The 2231-nt window shown below is 65.7% G+C and carries 1 protein-coding gene; it reads left to right on the top strand.

The features are described 5' to 3' along the window. A partial coding sequence (locus VFA16_RS11405) for a TonB-dependent receptor (protein WP_324967913.1) occupies positions 1 to 2231 on the top strand: 2231 nt, incomplete at both ends.

The following is a 2231-nucleotide window of genomic DNA, read 5'->3' on the forward strand; positions in this document are numbered from 1 at the left end:
GACGACCTCCGACGACGGCGTGTTCAACGCCTCGGCGCTGACGCCGGCGGCCGGATATCGCATCAAGATCACGCGCAAGGGATTCCTCGATTGGACGAGCGGCGAATTCGCGCTCTCGGTGGGGCAGACGCTCGATTTCCGCGTCACGTTGAAGCATGACGAGGGCTACACCGGCGACGAAGCCGCGATCCCGGCGCCGCGCGTCGAAGAGGTCAAGAACGACCTGAGCACGCTGGTGACGACGCAGCAGATCGATAACCTGCCGTCGTCGAACCGGCGCATCGACCCGCTGGCGCAGCTCGATCCGCTGGCCGGCATCGATCACCGCACGGGCGGCATCATGCTGACGGCGCAGCCTGTTTCGAACCTGACGGTGACGGACGGCGTGGTGACCACGAACACGTATTACGCCTCGCCGCGCGCGCTGGCCAACCAGCTCACGCTCGATAGCGTGCAGGAGTTCCAGGTGCTGCCGGCCAACGCGCCGCCGGCGTTCGGGCCTTCTTCGGGCGGCATCGTCAACGTGGTGACGCGCAGCGGAACGAACGATCTGCACGTGGCAGGCTACGATTACTACAGCCCCAACGCGGTCGCGGCGGCCAACCGCTTCGCCAACGGGCAGAGCCTGTTCGACCACCTGAATCAGGGCGGCGCTTCGGCCGGCGGGCCGATCCTCCGCGATCACATTTTCTTCTTCGGCAACGTGGAGGACCTCGACGGCAAGGGCCGCGGGCTGAACAAGATCACGAGCCCGCTGCTGGCCGATCCCACGGGCACGACGATCCTCTCTTCGACGTGCAAGGCGACGTCCGTGCAGTGCGCGAGCGCGATCAAGTTTCTGCAATCGCAGATGAACGTCGTGACGCCGCTCAGCGAGAGCTTCCTGACGGGCCTGGCCAAGGTCGATTACCGGCGCAGCGAGCGCAACAGCTTCACCGTGGAAGGCAACATCCTCAACGCCAAGGCGCCGAACGGCGGCTCGATCCAGCAGGTGGATCCGAACGGCGGCCTGCTCGGGCTGGTGAATGCGACCGACGACGTCCGCTTCGGTAAGGTGGCGTGGACCAGCGTTCCCACGCGCAGCACGCTCAACGAGCTGCGGCTGGGCGTTTTCGACGACCGCCTCTCGAACCCGGCGTACACGCCCAACATCGCGGACGCCAATCTCGGGATCACGGTGGACGGCGTGACCGTGGGGAACCCGCACCCGTACTCGCAATCGCTGGGCGAGCTGCGCTACCAGCTCACGGACAACGCCACACTCACCAGCAGCACGCACTCGCTGAGCCTGGGCTTCGAGCTTTGGCGCTCGCGCGACACCGTCACTTCGCTCGCCGGGCCGGTATACCAGTTCCCATCGCTGACGGCGTTCGCCACCGATTTCACCAGCGGCGGCAAGGATTACACGATGCTCACGCAGCAGATCGGGACCGCGGAGCGCCGCGTGCCGTGGAAACAGTACAACGCGTATGCGGTCGACACGTGGCGGCCGGTCCGGCGGCTGACGATCATGGCCGGCGTGCGCTTCGAAAAACCGGGCCTGCCGAAGCCGCAGAACCAGAACTCGACCTATTACCAGACCGCCACCATCGCATCGCCGAATGTCGATTTCGCGCCGCGCATCTCGATCGCGTATGCGCTCAATGAGAAGACGGTCGCGCGCGTCGGCTACGGCTGGTTCTATGAGCCGATGCCCGGCCAATTGCTGGACTGGCTGTACGATTTCGGCAACGGCGTCAAGCAGACGGACCTGACCGTGCTTCCCACCATGACGAACGCGCCGGCATTCCCCAAGCCCGTTAGCGGCACGGTTCCCACCGGCTCGACGGACCTGATGTGGGCGTCTTCGAAGCTGCGCAATCCGCACGTGCGCGACCTGAACCTGGCGATCGAGCGGCGGCTCGATGCGAGCAGCACCCTCACGCTGACGCTGCTGCACAGCCGCGGCTACGGCCTCTACAGCGTGGCGGACGAGAATATTCCGGCGCCCACGGTGCACAAGTATTACACCATCGAAAATGCCGCGGGCGTGCAGACGGGCCTTTACTACACGGACCTGGACACGGCCAAGAACGATCCCAAGTACGCGCACATCTGGGTGGTGTCGAACGGCGCCTCGAACTGGTATAACGCGGCGGTGCTCGAGTACCGCCGGCGCTTCCGGCAGGGGCTGACGCTGCAGGCGTCGTACACGTTCTCGCAGGGGACGGACGACATCGGCGGCCCGCAGC

The sequence above is a fragment of the Mycobacterium sp. genome (genome assembly GCF_035653355.1).
In the GTDB taxonomy this organism is placed as follows: domain Bacteria; phylum Actinomycetota; class Actinomycetes; order Mycobacteriales; family Mycobacteriaceae; genus Mycobacterium.